The 24,039-nt window shown below is 42.5% G+C and carries 17 protein-coding genes and 2 pseudogenes; 14 read left to right on the top strand and 5 right to left on the bottom strand.

Annotation, left to right across the window (positions count from 1 at the left end; genetic code table 11):
• The first annotated feature begins 851 nt into the window (after positions 1-851).
• Positions 852-1,475 carry an acyloxyacyl hydrolase gene (locus C5O19_RS18720; protein WP_104714902.1) on the top strand — a complete coding sequence of 208 codons (624 nt, stop codon included), beginning with the start codon at positions 852-854 and terminating at the stop codon, positions 1,473-1,475.
• A gap of 426 nt (positions 1,476-1,901) precedes the next feature.
• Here C5O19_RS18720 and C5O19_RS18715 read toward each other — a convergent pair whose 3' ends face one another.
• A complete protein-coding gene (locus tag C5O19_RS18715; RefSeq protein WP_104714901.1) occupies positions 1,902-2,753 on the bottom strand; it encodes a hypothetical protein in 852 nt (283 codons plus the stop codon).
• A 146-nt stretch (positions 2,754-2,899) separates the two neighbouring features.
• A complete protein-coding gene (locus tag C5O19_RS18710) occupies positions 2,900-3,844 on the bottom strand; it encodes a TRAFAC clade GTPase domain-containing protein (protein WP_104714900.1) in 945 nt (314 codons plus the stop codon).
• 2,025 nt (positions 3,845-5,869) lie between these two features.
• Between C5O19_RS18710 and C5O19_RS18700 the strand changes: the two genes are divergently transcribed.
• Positions 5,870-6,445 (top strand): RNA polymerase sigma factor, encoded by a 576-nt coding sequence (locus tag C5O19_RS18700; RefSeq protein WP_104714898.1) that lies wholly within the window; start codon positions 5,870-5,872, stop codon positions 6,443-6,445.
• A 22-nt stretch (positions 6,446-6,467) separates the two neighbouring features.
• Positions 6,468-7,106 carry a hypothetical protein gene (locus tag C5O19_RS18695; RefSeq protein ID WP_165796068.1) on the top strand — a complete coding sequence of 213 codons (639 nt, stop codon included), beginning with the start codon at positions 6,468-6,470 and terminating at the stop codon, positions 7,104-7,106.
• On the opposite strand, the gene C5O19_RS18690 is transcribed toward C5O19_RS18695, so the two are convergent.
• Both C5O19_RS18690 and C5O19_RS18685 read right to left on the bottom strand, forming a co-directional pair.
• Positions 7,093-8,658 carry a hypothetical protein gene (locus tag C5O19_RS18690; protein WP_104714896.1) on the bottom strand — a complete coding sequence of 522 codons (1,566 nt, stop codon included), beginning with the start codon at positions 8,656-8,658 and terminating at the stop codon, positions 7,093-7,095. The genes C5O19_RS18695 and C5O19_RS18690 overlap by 14 nt on opposite strands.
• 4 nt (positions 8,659-8,662) lie before the next feature.
• Entirely contained in the window at positions 8,663-11,962 is a 3,300-nt protein-coding gene (locus tag C5O19_RS18685; protein ID WP_104714895.1) for a CHAT domain-containing protein, read from the bottom strand.
• A gap of 218 nt (positions 11,963-12,180) precedes the next feature.
• Between C5O19_RS18685 and C5O19_RS26310 the strand changes: the two are divergent.
• The 9 genes and pseudogenes from C5O19_RS26310 to C5O19_RS18635 form a co-directional block, all read left to right on the top strand.
• Positions 12,181-12,312: pseudogene (locus tag C5O19_RS26310) on the top strand (IS5 family transposase); the annotation flags it as partial.
• A gap of 1,591 nt (positions 12,313-13,903) precedes the next feature.
• The gene (locus C5O19_RS18675; protein WP_207766459.1) at positions 13,904-14,530 is read left to right on the top strand and encodes an IS5 family transposase; all 627 of its coding nucleotides are present in this window, start codon (positions 13,904-13,906) and stop codon (positions 14,528-14,530) included.
• A gap of 822 nt (positions 14,531-15,352) precedes the next feature.
• Positions 15,353-16,030 carry a hypothetical protein gene (locus tag C5O19_RS18670; RefSeq protein ID WP_133163395.1) on the top strand — a complete coding sequence of 226 codons (678 nt, stop codon included), beginning with the start codon at positions 15,353-15,355 and terminating at the stop codon, positions 16,028-16,030.
• Positions 16,031-16,148: 118 nt separating this feature from the next.
• Positions 16,149-17,093, top strand: coding sequence for a hypothetical protein (locus C5O19_RS18665; protein ID WP_104714892.1), 945 nt, complete (start codon positions 16,149-16,151; stop codon positions 17,091-17,093).
• A 46-nt stretch (positions 17,094-17,139) separates the two neighbouring features.
• Positions 17,140-17,853: an outer membrane beta-barrel protein gene (locus C5O19_RS18660; protein ID WP_104714891.1), complete on the top strand. Its 714-nt coding sequence runs from the start codon at positions 17,140-17,142 to the stop codon at positions 17,851-17,853.
• A 586-nt stretch (positions 17,854-18,439) separates the two neighbouring features.
• A pseudogene (locus tag C5O19_RS26550) lies at positions 18,440-18,601 on the top strand (OmpA family protein); the annotation flags it as partial.
• Between the two features lie 173 nt (positions 18,602-18,774).
• Positions 18,775-19,257 carry a hypothetical protein gene (locus tag C5O19_RS18645; RefSeq protein ID WP_104714888.1) on the top strand — a complete coding sequence of 161 codons (483 nt, stop codon included), beginning with the start codon at positions 18,775-18,777 and terminating at the stop codon, positions 19,255-19,257.
• A 47-nt stretch (positions 19,258-19,304) separates the two neighbouring features.
• Positions 19,305-20,177, top strand: a complete 873-nt coding sequence (locus C5O19_RS18640; protein WP_104714887.1) for a hypothetical protein — start codon at positions 19,305-19,307, stop codon at positions 20,175-20,177.
• Between the two features lie 392 nt (positions 20,178-20,569).
• On the top strand, positions 20,570-20,932 hold the full coding sequence (locus tag C5O19_RS18635; RefSeq protein WP_104714886.1) for a LytTR family DNA-binding domain-containing protein: 363 nt from the start codon (positions 20,570-20,572) through the stop codon (positions 20,930-20,932).
• A gap of 732 nt (positions 20,933-21,664) precedes the next feature.
• Here the strand turns inward: C5O19_RS18635 and C5O19_RS18630 are convergent.
• Positions 21,665-21,910, bottom strand: coding sequence for a hypothetical protein (locus tag C5O19_RS18630; RefSeq protein ID WP_133163394.1), 246 nt, complete (start codon positions 21,908-21,910; stop codon positions 21,665-21,667).
• A 404-nt stretch (positions 21,911-22,314) separates the two neighbouring features.
• Between C5O19_RS18630 and C5O19_RS26395 the strand changes: the two genes are divergently transcribed.
• Positions 22,315-22,449 carry a hypothetical protein gene (locus C5O19_RS26395; protein ID WP_262509733.1) on the top strand — a complete coding sequence of 45 codons (135 nt, stop codon included), beginning with the start codon at positions 22,315-22,317 and terminating at the stop codon, positions 22,447-22,449.
• Positions 22,450-23,370: 921 nt separating this feature from the next.
• Entirely contained in the window at positions 23,371-24,018 is a 648-nt protein-coding gene (locus C5O19_RS18620; protein WP_165796066.1) for a response regulator transcription factor, read from the top strand.
• Positions 24,019-24,039: the final 21 nt, after the last annotated feature.

Raw genomic sequence — 24,039 nt, 5'->3', positions numbered from 1 at the left:
CGTTTAATAAGGGCTAAAAAAATCGTGCTCGCGCCATAAAATGCGTACCTAGGCATGTCTATTGGCTTAGTAATCTGCGAATTACCCGGGACGTGAAAAAATCGACTTATTTTTGCAAATTTTATTGCCTACGAAGCTTCAAAAGAGGCCTACCTGGTAGTTTCCCCTACAATTTTGCCCAACCGGGGTAGTGGCTGGAGCTATTTTCTTTCCTCCTGCTCCCGCAGGCTTCTTTACTGTCTCATACCATTTCTGCAGGCATAAAACCTAAGTATTTCTTTTACTATAAATACTTTTTTAATCTGTTTTTAACCTTTAGCACTCGTATAATCCTTTGAAAAAGATAAGATTTTTTAGGCAAATCAGGTATCTTAAGCGTTTATACTTAGCATACTAGCCATTCAAAGAAAAGATAACTATTACGCAGGATTCTAGCCTTACGACTTTGCTGCCACCGGAGCTTTTCACAGAAAAAAGTGTCCAGATCACGCGCCAACCAAGGCTGGCATGGACTTTTGTTAAGAATAATATAAGACTATACGTAGCATCAGAAATGGGCTTATCAAGCGGGACTCTTACCGCTAAACCCTACACCCACTGCTTCGTATAGGGCTTATCGGTACACGATTTTACCCACGAACCTTTGCTTTAAACTGAATTATCAACGTCCATTTACCCGTATTTAACTCGTACCATCCATCCTTTACATGAGTAGACGCCGGTCGCAGGAAGCCTATCGCCTTAGGCTTTTCCCGGTCTAATGATGGTTTTATTTCCCATTGGTAATCAGGTTTACTGCCTGACCTAGTAGCTCTATGTCCGCCAACAACCACTACTAGCAAGTAACCGCCATGAAAGCTATTGTACTTACCAGCCTAGCCCTGCTAGGCTCAGATGCCCTATGGGCGCAGGATTCCACGTATTACCGCCAGAATACGCACCACTATGTCGGTGTAACCGTAGAACACAGCCTGAAGAGTGGGTATAAAATGAATCAGGACTACGATTATTACGCCACCCTCATTGAGTTGGAATACCAAAAACCCCTGATTCAAACGATTAAAAAGAACGTAGCCGTCAATTTGTTGTTACAACCCCAGTTCAACCTGGCCACCTACCGCGACTGGAAGGTAGAAACCCTGCAGGATACCTGGGAAGCGGGAGTTAACGTCGGCGTTATTTTCCACGCCTATTTAGATGATCGGTCCACCCGCCGGTACTTTACGATTTCAAGTAGCACGGGCCCCCATTACATCCATTCAACGCCCGTACGCCAGGCCCCGGGCTTTATTTTCTCGAATAATATCCGGATCGGTTTTCACTATCCCATCTACCAGCGCATCAACGCGGAAGTCAAAATTGGGGTACGCCATGTATCCAATGCGGGTTTGATTCGGCCTAACCACGGCCTTGATAATGTATTTGCGGGGCTTAAGTTGACGGTTTCGTTAGGAAAACTCGACGATGAGGACTAAGCAACGAAAAAGCCTATCCACAACATGGATAGGCTTTTACTAAGTTATTTTTTAACCCGCCAAGATTAAAAAATGAGCGAATAATTTTAATTACCCTAAATTATATACGTAGCTATAAAAGAAAAATCATTTTGTTAACAAAACTCAAATTGTGTCGACGAGTACCCATAAAACGTATATCAATCATTAATAAAATTTGTTTTATTAATTAGCCTAAAAATACAAGTATCGACATAGATTGGTTAACTAATACTTTATTCTCAAGGGTTTATACCTGGCCTCTAGCTATCTTTTGATAAGCAATTTCTCCTGCTGCACTTACTGAATAACTAGTAGCCCGCTACTTCTTCCTGCGAGCCGACTTCGGCTTATCCCTGCCAAGGGCAAAAAAAAGTCCTTACTTGCTGGGTAAGGACGATTCACTACTTACGAAAGGAAGTGTTTTAACTGCTCGAGTTGCGCCTGTCCCTGCTTTAGGGCTTCCTGCTTGGAAGACCAGCCCTGATACGTTTCGGGCCAAATCATGGTGCGATGGCGGTAGTAAAAGATTTCCCAGTGATCCCGGGCGTTTTTAGCCCGAAAGAGTTGATCGAGTACTTCTTCGACTAAAGCAAAGGACATTTTATTCAAATCTTTAGCCCAGGCTTCGTACTCCTCCTGAATCCGATCCAGACAGTCTTCGACTGAATTGGTGATGTATAGCAGGATGTCCTGCGCGGAAGCATCCCGGGAAAGGTGAATGAAAATGAAATCCGGCTTGAGGATGTCCAGGTGTTCCCGAATTTTAAAGTGCAAGGATCCCAGATACGACACGTGGAATTCCTTAAACCAGCGTAAAGGCATTTCCAGGTCCGGCAGTATGGCCATCTCCCGGAGTAACGATTCTTCAAAAGGCAAATCCTTTTCGGACACCCCTTTCAAACGACCTTCCTGCTGCATCCGATCAAAGATTCCCTGCTTGGCCTGCGCAAGTCCCTGATTGAGGGTGTCGCCCAAGGTTAAAAATTCGCGGGTAATGAACGTCCGGTATTCATTGAGGTAGACCTCATAGGTTTTATTATACGAGCCTAATGAATGGTGGGTAAGTTCAATCGTCTGCGTCGACAGGGAAGCTAACTGACGCCGGCAGGCTTCCTGGATGGAATCGAACTTTTCCTGCATGGACAGATTAGGCAAATTACGCGCCTGATCGAGTCCCTTTAAATGCTGCTGGCAGGCATTGGTTAGCTCCTGCCACACATCGTTAAACAGGCTTTTAAAAAGAGGAAAATCCGTCATATAATTCGTTCTAACTATAAAAATTAACTGGACAAGCCTATGCTACCCTTGCTCCAAGCAGTCATTTCCTGACCGTGCCAAAGCTTTTAGACAGGCGCTTTCAAATTAATCCGAAACAGAATGATCGCTGGTGATGAGTCCTTTTCTCAACGCTTTTGGATCTGCATAAAGCCTTCGTTAATGACTTTAAACTCGGGCAGGGTTGCAAACGGCTGGCCTAACTGCCGGGAGTAATTTTTCAGGTAGTGTACGCCTCGAAATAAGTTTCGAAAAAAACCCATCACTCCATAGCTTCGCCGCAGGTAATAGAGTTCAAAGATAAAGCTTAGTAAATAAACCAAGGGATACTCGGTGTTGCGGGGATTGAACCGATGACGCTCCGTAACGCTGAAGACGGGTTGGAGGAGTTGATTGCTTCCACCGCGGGTGAAATACATCAATTGACTACTACCCAGGGTCTCGATGGGAATAATCGCTACGCGTACCAGGCTTTGCTGCGTCAAAAAATGCATCAGGGGCGCGTACACCTCCGCTATTTTGTCCATCACCTGCTGGGTCCCTTCCCGGGTCCCTACGTACGTTTCTGCTTTGGTCGGAATGAAAATCACCAAACGCGGCTCGGTGAGCGCATCAAAGGCTTGGATTAAAATGTCCAGTATGGCCTGCTGATCGTGGTTACCCCGGATGTCGTTCATCAAGCTAGCCGTATCGACGGGAATGAATATAGCCGTGGAACGATCCACATAGGCGGATACACGGTCCGGATCCTCCTGCAACCATTCGCCGGGTAGATCCACAAAGCGAAGGGTTAAAAAGGGATCATCCGAAGGATGCGCAATGTCTAGGGTGTACTCGCCTACGTCGGCCGTTGACTGAATGCCATCCCGATAGCCAATGGTACCTTTACTAAGCGTAGTGACTAATTTTTGCTTTTCCTGGGTTAAGGCCTGTTCAGCCTCAGCATCTAAGTTAAATTCCAGCGGTATATGGGTAAGAAAATCTTTTTGAACGGCGTCTACTAACGAGGATAGATAGGTGGTCTTTCCTTCCCCGGAAGGGGCCAGCATGGTAATCGTAAACGTAGAATGCATACGGCGGTCATAAAGTTAATGATGCGTGAGTCTTCATGAGAGATTAACCGGCGGTACCCTCGCACCTACTATAGAGTCTAATGCAGCACTGCTGCCCATCCAGGAAAGCGTAATCTAGTTCTTAGCTGAGTAGGACATCCAGAGAGCAGTAACGAATTCTAGTTACATTTGTCCTAATTACATTTGCTTATAACAAATATAAAGGGTTTGTTTGGGATAGAATCGACCCTTCGATATTTTTCTAATGATGCCCTTTTGCTGAAGCCTATTCGGAGCTTTTGCTGCGGTTTGATATTGCTCTTTGGAAAGGCCAAGCTGGTCGTAGCCAAAGCTCACATCTTCAGCCAATTGGTCAATCCGTTGAGCTATCGTTTGGGCAAGACTTATCATCACACCAAGATACTTTATATGGGTGTGATGAAAATTAAGTACCCTTGAGCACTGGAGTTGCGTAACCTATAACTTAGTCTACTCAAGCCGCTTTAATAAGATGTACTAAATAAGCTATAGATACTCACTCAAGACTGGGATCGCCATGTGTAGATACGCATTATGTATTTACTTGATAACTTAATTGGGGATAGAATTAAAACGATGAGTGGCTTGATGGAAAAGTGGTTCTTAGGGAAAACCACTAATCAACGATTTTAATCCGAATGCTTGGAATGCGCCTCATGTCCGCTTATGGATCATGAGATTTTTGAATCGATAAAAGAATAGAAGCAGAAATGTTAACAGCTAAATGGTTTTGAAAGATCCGGGAAATGTATGACATTTTACAGACGACTAATACTAAAAGATAATTGAATTACATCACCTATTCTACGTTATAAATCATAGGAATTCGTTACCTGTCAATCAATAACAAGATTATAAATTGACATATTCGACTTGTTATTAAACTAATCTAATATCAATGACTTTTTAAATATTTAAAAGATTCTTTCATTAAAACTAGTACTATAATGAAATGTACTAATAAATCAGAAGCTTACTGTCATATATTGGCGCAATGGATTATGCAACTAAAATTAAAGAAGAACTTCACGTCTTACAAACTATTGAGAAGCAATAAACTAACGCGTAATTTAGAGATCATGTTCGGTTTTACCCTTGTTGAAAGACGGGTAATGCACTGCCTAAGCTGCGGATGTTCAATAGGTTAATTTAAGTCTATGACAAGCGCAACGGGTCTGAAAAACCTATTACCAACAAAGGTTCGGAGCCTTACTTCAACCGCGCAAAGCCACTTATTTTAGTAAACTGTCCACCAACCAGATCAGCCATTTATGTCGATTTCTGTTTGATGATCAGGCCGCGCGGCGAACCGCCCAGACACTAGCGGATATTCAAGCCTATCTGGCCGGAAGTTTAGGGGTTGAGTGCGGGGCGTATTCGATCTATGAAACGGCTACAAATCAAGTCCAAAACAGCTCGACCTGTTCATGCTCAACAAACGGCCAGTGCCATCATAGATTTTAAAAAAGTTTAATCAGATAGGGGCTGACTTCGGCCCTCAGGCAATTCTCTGCCCTGCGGACGCCGCGCGGATGAGTTGCGGGCGGGCACCCCGACGGAGCTAGGCCGGTAGTGGTCGCCCAGGGGGCCTCCTCCCGTGTCACCGGTGCGTATCGGGTGGAAGATCGTTTAGTTGTATCGTCCCTTTTACGGGTCAAGGATACGCAGCTTTCCTTGCGCAAGTCAAGCATTGGGTGTTTAGGAGTCTGGCCGAAGCCCAGGCTCGGATTCAGGCTATTATTGAGGAACTGTTTGCTAACCCAGGAAGGGTCTTCGAGCTAATCTGCTTTTCTTAGATTAGAAACACGTCATCAAAATTTGAATTACTATAATAGCGATGCATACATCTCAATTCCAGCTATTAGCTTAAATCATCGATTCATGATGTTTAAACTATCTTTTATCAAATTGAAACCTTTTGTAGCTGAGTTTATGATCCAATTTTTAAATATCTGGAGAGGATACACATTTAAATTATGTACATTAGAGGTGTAACTATAGATTTAAATGAAAAGCGAATACGAGATCCTTTTAACGTTTATTCAGGGAAGTGAAGAGGAACGGAACGCAACCTTTGAATTGATATATAAAGAGAAGAGTCCTTATCCTTATCGTTCCGCTTTAGTTAAACACCTGAATAAGAAAATAGGATTTACTAAACATAAGACCGAGTGTCAGGAGTTGCTTAATGATACTTTTTTGGGGGTCTTTGAAAAGCCTGACAACGCATTGAAAGCATTGAGTCAAGGGGTGGAACTAGGGAAGTACTTCATGGGGATCTTGAGAAATAAAATATATAGTCGATATAGAAATCTTTACAGGGAAGAAGAAATAAACGAAGGAATGGAGGATATCATCGCTCCTCAGGAGGAAGTTGATGAATGTCTGGTGTGGGCTATGGAATCGTTAAAGGAAACTGATCCTCTGTGCGAAAAATTGTTACGACTAAGATTTTACTTTGGCTACAGAAGTGAGGAAATGGCCGAAATAGTTAACCGTACGCGTGGGTATGTGGATAATATTATGAAAGACAGATGCTATTCGAGCTTCATGAAATTTTACCTTTCCTGCACTCAGACCTAGAAATGTAATGAATAAAGAATCCATGAATGAAGAAGAAATACGAGAGCAGTTAAGGCTGTTTATTCATCATCGCTTGACTGAAGTTGAAAGAGCAGAAGCAGAAATACAAATTCAAAGTAATGCCGACTGGAAAAGGTGGTACGCAGAAGAATTGACCTGGATTAATAAATACAAAACGTTTGAAAGGAAAAGAAATAGAGCACTTATTCGTAGTCTTCAAACAAAATACCCCATTCAATTAAGAGAGCTGTCCTTTTATTATCGTTGGAAGAATTGGCTACTTGGGGTAGGTCTTTTGTCGCTTGGCCTGGGGGGAGGTTATTTCTTTTGGAGTACATCTCAGCGATATGAAGTCGCTAAAGAAAATATTAGATTTATTTATGTACCGATCTATGATGTAACTGCGAGCTCTGGCTTTGTTGAAACGAAACGAATGGTAGCTACCGATTCTGTAAAGACGGAATGGATCGCTAATTCGGACTCATCATATTGGTTTTCGGGAGCTAAACTTCAAGTAAAGCTAGGAAGCCAACCTGACTGGCACGATTGGAATATCTACAAGGATGAAGAGGGATATTATTTGCAAACACCAAAAGATATCTATTTACTCCAATCAGACCCGAATCGTTTTTTTAGTTTTCAGGCCGTTAATCGTAAATAAACCAACCCGTGATCCGATGATTCTGAATTTTGAAAATGGTATGTGCCTGATCATATACCCAGAACTCAGTATCTAAAAAAGAATGTTGGCGGCTGGGTAAGCCATAGGCTTTAGTCAATTGTGAACGTAGCTGACCTAGGTAGGCAGGTTTTTTCTGTCGGGTTTTGTAAACTTTGCCTTCGATAGTTTGGGCTAATTTATACCACTGCGTACCTACTTGAACCTGATAGAGTTGAGCATCTGGCTGCCGGCTTGCCTGGACCCTTGCTTTGTCCGGCGAGGGAAGCCTAATATAGGAATAAGGAAGATGTAAACCTGCCTTGCCAATGGTAGTTTCAGGAAATAGTGGTGATTGCTGAGATACAGTAGAAACAGGGTTAGTCCAAATTCCTACCAATCGATCCCAGAAGCGAGAAAGCGTTCCCTTCGCTAATCGCTCGTACATGGCGTAATTGTTCTGAGATTCGTAGGTGGGCTCTTCTTTAATCTGCTCGAAATCAAGACCAGCTTCTTTAATGTGACCCAGCTTCATTTGACTAATGGCTCTAATTAGTGCGGCTTGTGAAGGAATCGTTCCCTGCATGTTTTGTAAATCATTGATTTGACGAATGGCCAATTCGGGATAACCGCGTAAGAACTGTACGCAAGCTAGGTTAATGTGAGCCGGAATGTATTGAGGGTTCAACCGAAGAGCCGATTCAAACTGTAACTGAGCTTGGGTCAGTAATAGACTTGCTTCCTCCGTTTCACTTTCTTCTCTTACCGAAGCATTTAACAAACGGTTTCGGGCATCCCATTCGAAGGGTAAAGCAAATTCTGTGATTTTAGGATTAAATGGCACTTGCTTAAGTAAGCATAGACCCAGGTTATTCCGTACTTCAGCAGAGGCGAAGTTTTGTTGTAAGGCTATTAAATAGGTCTGAGCCACTTCATAATGTTGTAGCAGGTAAAAGATAGTTGCCAATTCAAACCATTCCGCCTCCTTTCTGATGAGTTGTGCCTGAGCCGTAATTGAAGCTAATCGCTCTTGGTAAGAAGGATAAAGGCTAGAAGTAATAGAGAGTTTATAAGTTTGGTAAATCTTTTTAAATAACGCCGGAGCTACTTGAAAAGATGGATAACCTGTCTGATAGGCAATGCGGAAACCTAATTGGTCTGCTTTGATTTCTTCTTCTTTGATAGCCTTAAGCCGACCTGCAAATCCAGAAGGGGTATCCGATTTATAATGGGCTAACTCGTGGGCCAACACGCCTGCCAAAGCAGCTGAAGACTCCTTGCCAAAGGACTGACAGAGGTCGTAAAGACTCTCCGCAATAACGATCTTGCGGGGAACACTTTTTCGCATTTCAGCTGGGGGCAACAGATACTCTTGTCGGGTATGTCGAGGACGTACCTCAAGGATGACCGTGCCTGGAAGTAGGTCAAATGCGGCCTCCAAACGATGAAAAATAGTTTGAAGCTCTCGTTCTTTCTCAGGGAGCGTTTTACGTTGAGCGAATAACGAAATAGCATTTAGGCTCAAAATCAGAACAAGCAAAGGCCAGTATTTCATATGTCTATTGACCAATTAATACAAACGCTCCCCAAAAATTAGGTTCTGGATATTTCGATCGTAAGTGGGCTTGTGCCTGGCGAAGAGCTTCAGGTTTAGACGATCCATTCAACCAATGGGTGTAAAAGCTCTTCATAAACTCAACGGTAATGGCATCATTAATTTTCCATAGACTCATAAGCACCGAATGAGCTCCCGCCAGAAGGAATGCCTTTTGAAGACTTTGTAATCCTTCGTGCTCGGAATACCGCCCTGAGCCTGTATGACAAGCACTTAAGACGACTAATTCCGTTTGACTTAAGGAAGTTAAACTAGCTTCGTAGCCCGTCAAAATACCATCGATCGGAGAATTTACTAAAGTGGTATCCGCAGCTCCAGCTAACACTAAACCGCAGTTAATCAACTCCAAAGGTTCCGGATGAGGAGAATCTTTTACGAAGCCGTGCGTTGCGATGTGTAAAACTTTGGGTGAATCAAGCGTATAAAATAAGGCCTCCGTGGCGGCCGTGTCCAAATAAAGTTGAGTAGAATGATGATGTTTTTGAGCAATCTGAGCCAGCTCTTCAATTTCTATTTTAGTATAGGGTAAATCTTCAAAGGATACCCCCCCTCGATGGTGCACGTGCTTCGAGGGCAGTTCACGCGTGCTAGATACCTTAAAGTTAGGGTGTCCTATTAAAACCATAGTATTATTAGCAACGGTTGGCTTTGGGTTGAGCACATCCTGGGTAGAATTCAGAACCAAAAGCTCTAGTTCATTGGATAGGTACCTCTTCGTATCCGCATTGTAGAGGGTTTGAAGGTTAAGAGAATGGTATAGTCCATCGGGAGCGATATAGACTTTATGAACGTTCCCCAACGCCTTTTGAATGGGTTTCCAATATATTTCATACCAGCTCCCCTCTGTATAGTTACTTTTTCGATATGTTTCATAACGCTGGTTAAAGCCCGTTTCATCCAAATTTCGTAGGCTAACCATTTGAGGAGATTTCCAGTCTGGGCGAATCAGTAAAGCAGCATAATGAATATCAAGGGGATTTTGGTCAAAGTAATATCTTACTATTTCGACGGCGGCCTCCCCCGTTTTTAATGAATTCTTAACGTCTTGCCAAGTGTAAATCCTAGAGGATTGAATTAGTGGGATAGCTGCTTCTCCCATTTGTTTTTGAAGAGAATCGGCTTTTCGAAGTAGCTGAGCTTGAAAGGTCTTAGAGGAACGGTGAGCCAACTGACTTCGAACCCATATTAACTGGTTGATCAGTGAAGAATCGAGAGTGGTTCGGGCTTGCTGAAAAACTTGATTGATGGCCCGATTGGTTTTAAGTAGGGTTCCTTGTCTGATTAGTTTATAATTATAAGCGAGACCTAGGGTTTGCGGAGATGGATACTGGAAGAAAGAGGAATAGATGCTTTTAATGTCAATATTTTTCAAATAATTGAGACGTTCCCAGTCTGACATGGTCCATAAATTTCGACTAAGGTTATCGCCAAGTTGCTGAATTAGGCTCTGATAGGAACTCAAGGCCAGAGCGCGCTGATGGGCCTGAAACTGGCTTTGAGCTAGCTTTAATAGAGAAGTATGGTTAAGATAACTGATGTGTTGCCCTGACGTATCTAATGCCATTACTTTCTTAAAATGAACTATCGCTTTCTTGGGCTCATTCTGATATTGATAGTAAGTCCCCAGCCAGTCATGCAAGGGTATTTGTTCGTTAAAACCGAGTTTCCCTTCATCAAGCAAACGATCCGCCTGCTCTTTCAATAGAGTAATAGCTCCTTTTTCATGATTTTGCAGATAAGTCAGTCCGGCTTCTTTAATATACTGGCCAATCCCGGGCATTTGTACGAGTTGAGGCCATAGGTAGTGAACAGATAATGAATCCAGTAAACGTTTACTCTCGGCATCTTTTCCCGTTTTCCGAAATAAATCTAACTGAGCATTAATGAGTAATAGGGTAAATTCATTTTTGTCAGGATTGGGCTGGGTATTTATGAATTGCTGCGTATTTTGAATAATAGACAGAGCCTTAGCAGGATCAATGAATTGAGTAATCGTATAATAATGAAGGGCAAGAGTACCTAAAAAAGAATCAGTCGAATCATAGCGAACCAATGCATGATACGCTTCTTCAATGCCTTGCGTGGCCTGAGATAAATTACCCTGCAAAAAGGCTAAACGGGCTCTATTATATAACGATAAGGGATAAAACCTTTTAGTGGTGTAATATTTCTGATCCTGAGGATTCTGATCGATAACTTGCTGGGCTTCCAACGCATACTGGGTAGCCTCCTTCAATTTTCGATGATTGTAATAGAAGTCGGACAAAGAGTATAACGTAATAAAATGCCATTCCGGGTGCGATGGACACGCAGAATCCTTCAGTGTTAGTTGGGCCCACTTCAAGGCGGCCTCTTCGTTTTTTCGTTTTATTTCCAGCTCAAATAATAGTCCGTAAGCCTTCAAATACCAATCAGGTTGATTGAGATTTTTTCCTTTCTTCGCTGCCTGCGTCAAATAGTTATAAGCCTGGGGGTAAGAATCCTGAAATAAATGATAACTACCCGCAAAAAGTAAACATTCAGCCTCATCCTTGGGGCGGGACTTGGCTGCCATTAAAATCTGATCCCAGACAGAATCGGCATGAGCCTTTTGCTTAGGTTCAAAACTGTTTTGGTTGGCTAGCATAGAGCCATAATACCTGAGATAGTCGTAATATTGTTTACTGTCCTTTCCCGATATGCGGGCACTGATTGGTAAAATCTTGCGTACAATGGTGATATTTTCTTCTATCCCTGATTGAGTTTGTGCATTTCTATTAACAATAAGTCTATGTCCCTGAGCCTGTAAATAGGCACTGTTATTGATAATGTTAATTTCTTCAAGAATGTCTGCTGCTTTTTTAGCATGAACCAGGCATTGATCGGGGTGATTCAGGCTAAGCTCAATCATTGCCTTTACCGAATGGACTCTCCCCATCAAATACGTGGTTTTTGGAAAAAAGTTAAATAGAGGGATGGCTTGACTCATGTAGTAATCGGCCTGTTGCATATCCCCCTGAGGAGCATAATACTTTATAATGCCGGCAAAGAAATAACTGGCCGCAAGCATGCTATCCTGAGGGTTCTTTTTATGAAGGATTTTTCCTTCCTCAATCATTTTCAAGGCGTACTCATGTGCTTTTTCAAAATTCCTTTTGGTGGCGAAATAAAAATTGGTACTATCTGCTAGGGCTTTCCACTGCTGCTGGGCCTGAACTGAAAAAACGATGGATAGCTGAATTATAAATAGTATGAAATAACGCATGATCGTATGGGCCAGGGTGGGGAAAAGACATTTATTAAAAATAATTTAATTCTTTTACTTATAGAATAACATCAGCACTATTAAAAATGAATTTATGACAAGGTTTTGGCTTTGTTGCATGCTTCCTGTAAGGTAAGCCCTGAGTGAAGACAGCACTGGAATAGCGAACTTCGAGATCTCCAAAGCTCTAAAGTTGCCGTCTGACGGTTTCCAGTACTATGCCAAAACTACACTTTTTACCTAAGCCAACAACCAGACTCCCAAAACTAAAACTACCCAAACACAAATATCAATTCACTAACTGGCCTGATTATAACAGAGCGTTGATTAACAGAGGGCTTGTCAAACTTTAGCTTGATGAAGACACCTGGGAAAACTGGTATTTCCAAGCCCCCATAGGCCCGATGGATTGATGCACTAGCGCTCCGATTTCTATGGATTAAGCAAGTGCTAGCGTATAATTTTTGTCCGCATCGGCAGTCCGAATATTTTTTACCCCGTTTCACAACCGCATAAATTCGGTGAATCAGCGGGTTGCCGCCCGGCTTATTGCGGATAGCGTTTAGAACCAGCATTTGTTCTGCCTTAGTTGACTTTGCGCTAATCCCGTAATTCGCCCCCGTTCAAATCGCTGACATCGCCCCAGGTGGAACAAAGCTTTCAACGGGACAGCCCGCGCTGCGTTTTGAGCTTGATTGCTTACACGAGTCCCCCCTAATGTTAGTTCCCGAGCTATACACAAAGGGGCAACATCTACGTGACAGCGACCGTCGCCTAAGCCATCTTTTAGCATCGTGAATACGCTGCATTTCGTTGGTGGCAAACAAAAGTTCAGTGGCCGTGGTGGGGCTAACACCAGGAACAAAGACGATCAACTCAAAGAGTTCTTTGAGTTGATCGTCTTTAATGAGAGCCATAATTTGACCCTCTATCGTTTCCTGCTCCTCTTTAAGGGCCAAGAGTGATTTTTTAGAAGTGGCTTGGAGCTTCTTTTGAAGTGAGGCACTCACAAACGCTTCCTATTCAGCAAGTGGGACCGCTAAAAGACTATAAGCTTGAATAAGCCATTGGCCGACAGCACCGGGCGGCAGACCGCTTAAGTAAGAAAGTTGTTGGATGATTTGGCGGGGCGGTTCCCACAGGCGCATCTGGTCACGGAAACAATACGCCTATTCGACAATGCGCCGGGCATCTACTGTATCGCTCCTCCCCCATTACATCCCGCCCGTCTGCTTGATTTGGGTACTATTTCCTCACCAAATTGCAAGACTTGCCTTGTGAAGAAATTCGAGTAGGTGGGCAAGAGGCCTGCGGCAGCCGCTGCGGTGTGCTACCTACAAAACACAGCATGCTTAGGGTTTCTGCCAACGAGTATTTTCAACTTTCGAAGGGTCGTTTTGATACCCGCAATGGTGTTGATTGTGGCCGTTTGGAAAACAACTTTCTTGCCATCAGAGACGGCGGCATCGGCCGTCCGACCAATCGAGTGTTGCTTAGCTGAAATCAATGCCGACGTAGTGGTGAATGTCTATAACAGCATTTATGTTTTGGTTATCACTTAAGCGACTTGCCTTTACTCAAACCCTTGTAATGAGCCGCGAGCCCAATTTTCTACGGCTCCGGTCACCGTGGAACGGCCCACCCCGCTGAGCCATTGCAAGTCTAATAGAGTGGAGTTCTGACCACGACGGCGTACTGTTCGGAGCCTAGGTCCTTCTCCTTGGCGACCCGTAAGATTACCCCACTCTAATTGACTGCAGGTAAGCTACCAAAACTTATTTTCTTACTAGCCCCCAAATCTAAAGGCCGATCCGGTCAGGCCCATGCATTCAGGCAGCACTGGCGCTTAGAGCTGTCTTTCGGCTCGCGTTTCGGCAAATACAAGGCTTGATTCCGTGTGAGTTAGCTTATGAAAATGAATGTACCCAACTATAGCCAACTCTGTCGCCGAAAGGCCAATTTGGTAGCATTTGCTGCCCCATTCCTGCTGAGGATAGCCCTGCTGTTCATATCGTCATCTATAGTACAGGGCTAAAAGTGTACGGTCAAGACGAGTGGAAGGTCAAAAAGCATGGGGCTGATAAACGCCCTATCTGGCGCAAGCTGCATTTGGCAACTGACGAGGCCACCAACGACATCCACACCGTTGAATTAACTACTAAAGTGGTCAGTGATAGGGAAATGGTCAAGACTTTACTGGCTGCTATTGAACAGTCAATTGCCAAATTGGGTGGCGACGGGGCTTACGATCAGGTCAAGGTGTATGACCAATGGCCGCGTGATCATATGCAGCTCTTAATTCCACCTCGTGTGAACGCTGTGATTTGGACGCATGAAACAATTATAATGATTCAAGCAGTCGGTTTAGCCGAGTGGAAACGACAGAGTGGTTATCATCGTCGTAGTAAAGCAGAAATGGTGATGTTTCGCTGGAAGATGAGCTTTGGCGAACGATTATCGACACGCTTGTTGAAGAACCAGCAAACCGAGATCCAAGTCAAAGCTAATTGGCTAAATCGATTCACTAAATTAGGAATGCCCAAGGCGGTTAAACAGCAACTAACGTAGCCATACAACAAAGCCTAAGGTTTTTGATAGGTTTAAATGGGGTTAACGTGAGTTGAAAAGCTTGACTCGAAAAAAATAATGATGGTTTTTAAAAAAAACTCATTTTGTACATGAGTTTTGATGAGGGATTTGTAATAATACAAATAGAAGCGATGACCAATCACAACTATGGAATTAAACCTATCCGAAGAAGTAATATCTGGATTCCTAAAAGACTTTGTTTTTATTTTTAATCAAAAAGAATATCGTCGTTTACGAAAGGATTCGATCGTTCAATTGCAGGCCCAGCAGGCTTATGTTCTACTGACGATGTTATCAGGAGAACAAGTATTAGTAACTACCTATTTATCGTCATTTTTAAATCAACTTTCGGATCCTCTGATTCTTCGGATTTCGAGACATTTGGCAATTAATCTTAGGCATCTATAAAGCGTAGGCGTAAAAAAGATCCAGTTGGCTGGCCGGGAAATCCCTATTAATTCCTCCATTCGGCAAAACTTACTACTTATCATACCTTTGATTCGGACGAAAGAAAAAAACAATAGTACAGAAGAGCTTTAGTAAATCGACTGCCTTCGCTCATTTATAGGTTGGCAAATAGTATATCTCAGGAATCACTTGTAAAGATTCCTGCTAGTTAGGTATTGCTTACTTTATTAAATAATCAGTATTCAATCTATTTTAATAAATATTTAGATAGAACAACAGTGGTAATTAGTAAACACTCAGTGAATGTTTTATAATGAAATTTAGATCATAGCTATACAAACGTCAGAAGACTGAGATGGAGTAATGCGTAAAATTTTAAATTAAAAATGCTATATGATGAAACAACTATCTGTTATGCTCTTACTTGGAGTATTGTTTGGTCTTATGTTCTTTAGTTGTAAGCCGAAGGAAGATTCTAGCTTTTCAGATCAGATCAATACCGTTGTTCCCAAATGGGCAATCGATTCCGTTCGCAGAAATGGGATGATCCTTTATGAAGGGAAAACCCCACCTTCCTTTGAAGGCTTCTTTTTTCAAGCTCCTCATCATTTAACGGGTAGTAATCTTAGCGGGGATAAAATAGGAGAAGAATTTCAAGAGTATACTTACGGTTTTTTAAATCAAAATAATCAGGCTCTGACTGTGGACATGAAAGGCAAGAGTGAAAACGGCCTGGACAATTTCATAGGTAGTGGAGCTTTTGTGAGTGGCAATGGTAATCATTTCACTGTATTTCTGGAATCCAACGGAAAAACAGAAAGCTTTGGTTCAGTAGCTTCCTACCAGGCTTTTCAAATTTTTTCCGGAGAAATTACTTCGACGGGTGTCCGAAACCTTCAAAATGCATTTATTCTAACGAACAAGGATGATCCAGACCGTATCCTAATCGTTTCCGGGGGCTGTCGGGTCTTCAAAGATTCAGATGGCTTTTCTGAACGCACGGCAGGGTTTCGTCAGTCTCGAGTGTCGAAGAGTACTCTTTTAAGCCAGACCATGGTAATGTCTCACTAGTCTGTGATTTCTTCTATCTTCTTTTTTTATGACAACGTATAGACTAATAGGTTTGCTGCTTTTGCTGAGTCTCCGAGTCTCGGCTCAGGAGGTATTATCCAACCAGAATATTATTGCCATGAATCAGGCAAAAGCTTCCAAAAACCTAATCATTGAGAAAATAAACACGGCATCTGTCCACTTTGATATGACGGTTTCTGGGATGTTAGCTCTTAAAAGTGTTGGCATCTCTGAAGGTATAATGGAGGCCATGCTGGCGGTGACCCACCCCAGCGATGTGTTACAAAATGAACAGATTATTCAATTGTATCAAGCGGGTTTTTCAAGAAGATTAATAACTCAGCGTATCCAGGCCGGTGGAACCCAGTTCAATACTTCAACTGACGGAGTAATCCAGTTAAAAACTGCCAAAGTTCCTGAGCCTATCATTAAAGTCATGATGACCACCACTCCTGTTTCATTACCCGGAAATCCCGTCAGTAAACCTTCGAAGGCCACACCGGCGCCATCAAAAACGAAAACCAATGTAACGCAGGTGAATAGTCCTGACTGCAAAGCATGGCGGGATAAGTTTACTCAAAAAGAGGTAAAAGCTTCCATGGTTACCTTAAGGGGAATGAAGCTAGGAGCCTCTTTACTTAATGCCACTGTAGGAAGAGGTAGTGCGAATATGATGGGAATTGAGGACACTGAAATTTCCTTGATATTCAGACGAGATGGCCCTGAACTCACCCTAGTGCTATATGCTAACAAACCAGGTATTCATACCCTGTTTGTCAGTAGTGACAAACCACTAATGTTTCTAATGGAAGATAAATCGGTGTTGGAGTTTTTGCCGGCTGAACATTCAGAATCTGACTTTGCGGGTAGTGGGTATTCAATGGAGACCGAGATGTTGATGTATTATAATCTCAGTGCAGCTCAGGCTCAAGTCTTGACTTCCAAACTCATCAAAGAGTACCGACTTAATCTTTACAATCGCAATTATGTAGAAGATACGGTTAATGCCAACAGGGCTCAACAAGTTCGTTTGGCCGCCGCCTGTATCGTCAATCGTCAGTAGAAACTATTAGCATCATTTCTTAACCGCATTGTCCATCACAACATCTATGAAAAAGTATCTATATCTGGTCCTCTTCTTGCTTATAGGAGGTATGCTTCACGCCCAAAGCTGGCGATTTGCGCCTACGTTTGGTGTACAGGTAGCAACTGTTAATTATTCTAGCGCGTATAAAAAAGAGATTACTTCTTTCAATTCGGCCTATAGCAATGCATCAGTCCAAACCGCTCCAACGCTGAAAGTACAAATAGGAGCGTTGTTTGATTATCCTTTTTCCGATCGCTTGAGTTTTCGTACCGGCTTAGTTTACAATGGAAAAGGGGGGGCAATGACTTACAAGGTTTCAGATTATGGGGTGACGGCTAAATTTAAGGGCACTAACTCTATCAATTATTTAGAGCTGCCTCTCATTGTAAGTACCGCCGTTGGAACCAACGACTTTCGGTTGGAGATAGGAGTAGTGGGCGGTCTTGCGGTCAGTGCGAAAACCAAATATACGGGTAGTGAATCAGGAAACTACTACGCCGAATCTACCTTGAAGTTGCCGATTGGAAATGATAAAGTGGATGAAGTCAAACCAACCGAATTGGGCTTTAGCGTGAGTGTAGTCAAACAATTGGAGGTAAATCGAAGCCCGTTGGAAATAGGAGTACACATTCAACCTTCCCTTTCCAAATGGAATAGCTCCTCAAAATATCAGCCGGACTACTTTGCTCGCAATTTACTGATCGGTGTGAAAGCAGTGTACTTACTGGATTTATAGGTTTCGACTTTAGACCCCCGATGTACCCCTTCAGCTAATTGCTAGCACAAGATGAAAGGGATGGAGTTCAAGTAAAAATAGGTATTGCGGAAGAAAATATCGGAAAGAAAGCAGAGATTGGAAGTAGTAAGAATTTCACGGATCAAAGGATGAGCTATCGCATGCAAACTATGGATATCCCCAGAATCAGTGGATGGCTGCCGGATACTTCGGTATTGCCGCAGTTGAACATCCGATAGAATTCTCAATTACGGTACAACTACCTTTCGCAAGCTATGGCTTGAGGGAAAAGTATTCCTAATTATAAAAATCGTTACCTTATAGCGTTGTCCCTGGTTGATTAATCCGCATGCTCGGTAGTGGGTAAAAATAAACTTGAATTTAGCCTTTTTCCAATCGCTCCTACCTACAGTTACCCAACTAAAGAGGAAGCAAGGCGCCTTCTGCCAAGCCGTTCAAAACTCCTTAGGCTGTCGTGAAAGTATAACGCTGGCAATCACTTTTGCTAAATCTCGTTCTGAATTACTTTCAGAGTCTTTTTCGGAACTGGATTCTCTAGCCACCTGGTAAAGCTAATCCTAGTCGAAGGATCCGATTGGAAGGGCATACGGATCAAATCGGTGACGAGGCTAGTAACTTGAAATTATCGCGAGATCGGGTGATCATAGTTAAAAACTATTTGTCATTGAAAGGGGTGGCTTCAGACCGTATCGAGATCGCTTACTTGGGTAGCCAGCGACCCGTTTGACACAACTGTTCACCACCTTGTGAAGATAACCAAAAAGTGGAGATGATAATTATTAAGCAAAGCGAGTTATTTAAGAATCAAGGCCCGCTCTCCTCACCTAAATACCATTCTCACAAATTAATGTATTCCACTTCATTCAAGCGCTAAGGCTGAATGAAAAAAAAACCTTTATTATGCGAATTATAGGAACATTTTTTATTTTGAATTTTATTCTGAGTGGTTGTAAAACCAATGGAGTAGACCCAGCAGAGTCGAAGCCCGAATACTATATGGAGGCAACCATTGAAGGAAAAGTTCATCTATGGAAAGTAGACTTGGGAAGTGCAAGTAATCAAGTAGATCGACCAAACTTTAAAGGATACTTGTCGATGGGAGCTTATGATAAGGATCAAATCACAAATATTGGATTTGTCACGTCAGGAGGCTTGGATGGAACACCCAAAACCTTACCTATTACTTATGGATATTATCGCAAAAGTAGATTTGAAGATTATAAAGCTTCTATCAATTCTACGCAATCCGTAAGTGTCGGTTCTTGTACGGTTACGAAAGTAGACAGCTATGGCCTGGAAGGGACGTTCTATTTCGATGCTTACAATGAGTCAAATCAAAAGATAAGCCTCACCAATGGGAAGTTTAAACTAAGGTTTTTTTAACTTTATCTTTGTAAATACTTGTCAAAATTGATGCTCTATTTTTACTTATGAAATCGATATTCAGACTGCAATTATTGGCATTTTTTACAACACTGAATTTTCATTCAGTAGCACAAAAAACTAAAGAATCTGCCGAAAGTTACATCAATAAAATAGGTCCTTATTCAGAAACTAAGTTTTTTGAATACTCTTGCGATTCTACCATTAAAGATAAATGCCAGTTTTTAGGCACTCCCTTCTATGTCTCTTATCATTTTAAACCTAAAAAAGGTAAAGTCCAGGCATACAAGCATAATGGAGAAAAGGTTAGCGTTCCCAGCAAGGCAGACCTATCTTTAATGGGCCTTTATAGAGGGAAATACGATGGTAAAAATGGCCTCTGGGGGAATTTCTATGGCTATTCAGGATATATATTTATTGAAGACCTTATCGACATAGAAAAGGAGTTTTTAATTAGAAAAAAAGCACGGTGGGATCAAATAGAAAAAGATAAACAGCTGGCGCTTGAACAACAAAAAGAGGACGCGTATACAATACTACCTTTTGTGATATTAATTTTATTCTCTCTCTATGCCATTCATCGACTAGTGATGATGTGTAGGAAATGTGGTAATTTTTGGAGTACGAAATACGTAAATAAAGAAATTACAGGTCATTCAAGTCATCAAACGACACGACGAGAAAGCCGGCCAATAACGAGTTGGAGTGGACAGCATGTAGGCAATGTAGATATTGATGTACCTCATACGATCTATTACACTTCTTATCGCAAAGATTACACGTGCCCTTCATGTAAAAATAAGTGGAGCAAGTTTTATACCAGAAGAGACGGAAGTATTTCCCTGAGAGGGTTTCTAACGTTTATATTTATTGGTTTAAGTATATTTTTAATTTATCTATTGTCTTTTTTATTTAAGTAAGTTCTTAGTCTGAAAATTTTCAGACTAAGAATTGTCAATCGATAATTGACCATAAATTTTATGCGTGCATGTCATGACCTTGAAAAATGCCTCTCCTTTTTGTAATTGCTAACTGAGCATTGGAACTGCGTTTGCCACACCAAATAATTTGTTTTTCAAGAGTAACGCTCAGTCCGGAATTTGGAGCCTATTATTCCCCGCGAACCAATGCCGTTGTGTAAAGAGATGAGCAAAAACAGCTACTAGCACATTCGCGTACGCCCAGCAGCTCCAGCGTAGCCATGACATTCCCTTTATCTTTTTAACGAACCCAACCGGGGCTCTTTCGGCAAGCACAACTGACGGGACCCGTAGCCTACCTGATTAAACCGTTCCGTTCCGCCGAGCTACACATGTACCTCCAAATCCTGGCGGCCCCCGGACAGGCTGCTTCCCCGTTCCTATTTGTGCGAGGCACTGCCGGAAAGACGACTTATACGCGCGTCGAGAAAAAAGATATTCTCTTTGCCCAGGCGGATGGCAATTACACCCGGCTTTTCGTCAGAGGGCAAACCGACGCGTACTACCTATCGATGAATCTGGGATTCTTCCAACGCCAACTCAATCCGAATGCATTCTATCGACTTTCCCGCAGCTTCCTCATTAATGTAACCTATGTCGAAGCCGTCACCGACGCAGAAGTCATCGTTGCCGGTACGGCGCTCGTTATTCCAAGCAAAAAAAGCAAGCCTTCCTCGCGCACGTCAATCGATTAAAGTCCCGCTAAGAGCGGCTAAAGGGAAGCAGCCCTAGTCCATGGAGCAAAAAAAACTCCTCGTACCCGGCGGAACGAGGAGTAGGTAAGTTGGCGGACTTCCCTTCGAGGCAGGTTAATTCAGTAAACACTTTCTCATACGGGCACTCCCATAGGAATCTTTCGACTATCGTTGGCCTACTGGGCGGTGTAGCTTTTTAAAAGGTTCCTGTGTTTAAAAAACACAGGAACACTTGCCAAACTATATCTTTTGTGCTCGCCCGCACGCCAGATTATTACTCACTGGTTAACTACCTTCAGCTCTTTTCACACCGCTGCGTACAGGTTTATGACTAGGTAGAGATGAATTTCGTTATTGATTCTATTGATCCATTCTAGGCCTACTAGAAAGACTTATCATTGACAGCCCTCCTACCTATCGGTAGCATTCACTTCGCATACGCATAGTAACGCTGAAAGGTAGTGGGCCACCTGAAATGAACTCATTCCTAGATATCCAGGCCTTTATCCTTGACGCTTCGACCTAATTTAATCCCGCGGGCATGCCGGCTAACCGGTACGTCCGGCGGCAGGCTTACTAGGGTCCGTTTGGTTAGCTACCTAAAGCTTTCGATTGCTCGCAACAAAATAACAGAAATTTTAAAGCGTGCACAATCGTAATAATTGGAGTTTATCCTCCAATTAGTTTCGATCGTTTGTCAACAAAGATGTATGCTTTCGTAGCTTTTAAAGGTTAGCATGACTTCTTATTAATTTCTAACCACGTTTGATGCCGAATTACTTCGTATTCGATTTTACCAATGAAAATATGGTGATACGTCTTTCGGCCCATTTCTTTCATAATATCCTTTTTCTTATGGGCTAAAGCATAGGATAGAAAAGGAATCATGGCTCGCTTGGCAAAGGGCAAAGAATGAATCAATTCCTGAATCATTAAATGTTGCCCAACGAGAATTTCGAGGGATTTTGAAGATTTCATAACTATAGTATTAAAGGTGGAAAAATGATAAAAAACCCAATTATTACTCAATTATTCAACTAATAAACCATACATACTTATGACTGATAAATAGACATACATTAGATACAAAAACAAACTAATTAACTTTAATCAATACAATCATATAAAATTAGAAGAATGTATTTTTAATAGCTGTATTAGTAGCTCGTAAAACCATACTTTGTATTTAAAACCAGTGCGATTCAACCCTCTTTACCAACAATCAATAAGTATTTCAAACGCAGGAAAAGTTGGGCTATGCAAATTAGATAACTCGCCAGTCCCGTACAGACCAGTCTGAGTGCGCTAGAAAACACGCTGGGTCGTTAAAAAGCCTTCCGCTTCGTGTAGTTGACGCCTAGTAAATTTCAAGGTTCGGTTAGATGAGTAGCTTAAGCCAGTCCAACTTCCCCTTAGAGCAGGCACTAGCCGAGGCAGCGATTGGTAAACAAGGGAATCTGGCCAAGACCGATGCCGAAGCAGGACTCTGTTTAGCGAGGTCAGGCTATCCCGAATAGCGGCTAACCGGCTGAACCTTTGCCCATCTGGGCTATGGATCAGCACAGAATCCGCGTAGGCCTGCGCTTGTTTTAGCTGATGAGCTTGCACCAAATGGTGCACCTGATCCAGGTGAATGGATTCGGCCTGTTTAGCCGCTTTTATTTGAAAATCTTCGTAAGAAATTACATAGCATGAGCCGAAAACCCCTACACCAAACAAAAGAAAAACCAGAAAAGACAAGTAATTCTCTTTTGCTTCGGCGGGGTCTGGATGGTCAAAGCAAGGTTGCAAGGGACGGGAAGGATCGCTTGACCCAGCGGGCGGTAGCGGAGGGCTTTTGGGGCTTTCGGCACGCTGTTTTGTGAAACGACGTACGGAGCCAGCAGATGGATCGGCGGACATCTGGATGGATTAGTTAAGGTGGGTATTAATACGGGGTTAATTCGCGATCTCTTTCCTCTAAAAGAGTACGAAAGAGGGCCTAAAGATAAAGCCTGTACCAAATAAAATGAATCAATTTTTTCATTTTGTTTATACGTAAACAAACGAAGCACATGGCTTACGGTACCAGCATTAAAACCTATACTTGAAAAATCAAGGCAATCGGATTATTACGCTTTATCAAGTGCTTCTTTTTTCTCTGCAAGGATTACCTTATCTTTATACCCACTTTACCAGTATACAAGCGGAAGATCTTTTATAAAGATTATTACTCCCTAGAGACTAGATGCCGTTTTGCCCCAGCATCCTTCTTTTCTAGTCAGAGACTGTCAACCCTTCAGTACCGTCGATCACCCTACCTAAAACGGCTTTACCTGAGCAGGTGAATGAGCCCACGAAAAGATCCCATTCGATTTTTTTTCGGACGTGTATGGTCTGCGTTTATTGCATGTATTATTCTTAACCCAATACCTTATCCCTTTGTTAAACCATTATTAATGATGTTTTCCATTCTCATTGCTGATGATCATTCCATTGTGAGGCATGGCGTTCAACACTTGTTAAAATCGTTCCTTCCATCTGTGGTTATCTCGGAAGCCGAAACCTTTAAAAAAGCCTTATCCTTACTCGAACAGCAGCGTTTTGACCTGGCGATCCTGGATATTCATATTCCCGGCGGAGACAACGTAGCGATGATTTCGAAACTACAGGCCAAACAAGCGGACCTGAAAGTACTCATCTTTTCCAGCTACGAGGAACGCTTGTATGCCATGACCTTTATGCAGGCCGGTGCGGATGGTTATTTATCGAAAGATGCCTCTAATCAAGAGTTTGAGCGGGCCGTAAAGACCATACTAGCCAATCATAAATATGTGAGCCAACACGTGAAGGAAGAAAGCCTGCATCAGGTGATGTCCTCCGGAGGTACCTATACGCCGGCGATTCAATCCCTATCCAAGCGGGAAAGAGAAATCGCCCAATTATTGCTGACGGGAAAGAGTACCTCTGAGATCGCCATCCTTCTCAATGTGCACATTTCTACGGTGAGTACCCATAAGAGTAATCTCTTTGAGAAACTCCACATTCAAAATATGCTTCAACTCAGTAGCCTCTTTAAAGTGAACCAACGGGATGAGTCCGAGTAAGGATGCTCGGAGGCAGATTTA

Origin of the sequence: Siphonobacter curvatus, assembly GCF_002943425.1 — a bacterium.
GTDB lineage: Bacteria > Bacteroidota > Bacteroidia > Cytophagales > Spirosomataceae > Siphonobacter > Siphonobacter curvatus.
Note: the sequence above shows the minus strand (reverse complement) of the source record. Positions and strands in the feature narration are given on the sequence as shown.